Source organism: Mesorhizobium sp. M0601, assembly GCF_040320845.1.
Taxonomy (GTDB): Bacteria; Pseudomonadota; Alphaproteobacteria; order Rhizobiales; family Rhizobiaceae; genus Mesorhizobium.
This window is the reverse complement of sequence record NZ_JAMYQK010000121.1, coordinates 1-1,024: the sequence shown is the minus strand read 5'-3', so window position 1 is coordinate 1,024 and position 1,024 is coordinate 1. Positions and strand designations below refer to the sequence as shown.

Annotated in this window: 1 protein-coding gene; it reads left to right on the top strand. The window is 59.9% G+C overall.

Annotation, left to right across the window (positions count from 1 at the left end):
- Nucleotides 1–824: 824 nt before the first annotated feature.
- A partial coding sequence (locus NKI41_RS33135; protein WP_352687273.1) for a hypothetical protein occupies nt 825–1,024 on the top strand: 200 nt, incomplete at its 3' end.

The window sequence follows — 1,024 nt, the reverse complement described above, 5'->3', positions numbered from 1 at the left end:
TTGATCGGTCCCGCCGTTCTGGCAGTGCGGCGGGACTTTTTTGCGGTCCAGGTGGAGCATCGGCGCGCGGGGAAGGCGCGGTGCATGCAGCACCTTATCTCATCCAACGTACCCGGTGGCGCGCTGAAGGTCTCAACGTCGGTCTGCCGCCGGAGCTCAACTAGCTGGACTATTGCTCGACCGGAAGCGGCTCGTGCTGGGACTCAGCGTGGTGGAAGACCTGTCCAAGATCGCGCGCGTCGAACATTTGGCCGCAGACTGGGCAGTAGACCAAGTGCTTCGACTCGTCCTCTACCGGCCCGTCATGCGGCCTGCCCTCATAGCCCGTCGCGATGTTGTCGGTTCTAATCCGGGGCAACGACAAGTGCCTTTCGTCGGTTTGGCGGCCTATATTTCTCCACCAACCGGACCTTGTCACGGTCGACCGTGACCAGCGGCCCGAGTTCGATCGTCACGGTGTCCTCGTCGATGCGCGTGACCTCGGCCTTTCAGGTCGATTTGCTGGCCTCGGTTCACCTTGGTGTGGTCGATCATGGAATGTGGGAAGTCGTAACCTGGGAAAGAGACGGTTACGCGGTCCTCTGTTATCCGCCTTCGAACCGTGGCAGTAATCGCCACCTGGTCACCAATGCCTATTCCCCGAGCCATGCCATGGATTCTGGTGCGGGCAGCGTCTTCTTCAAGAGGCTTCTAATATACGCCCGGCATCCTAAGGCTGACCTATGACCAGAGTTACAAAAGTTGAACTTCATCGGGGAACACTCCTTCTGTCTGCCTGTTCGATTTGCCAGGCGCATCCCGCGCATTCAGACAGGAGAAAGAAGATGAAACGCATCCTTTTGGCTTCGGCCGTGCTGGCAGTGTCGGCAGGGCTTTCCTTTGCCCAGACGACCAGCGGAACTTCGAGCGGAACCTCGACGAGCGGAACCTCGACCACGACAACCATGCCCAGTACGACGGATCAGGGCACCGGCACGACGAGCAGCGGGACCAACATGTCCGGCGATCAGGGCACCGACACGAC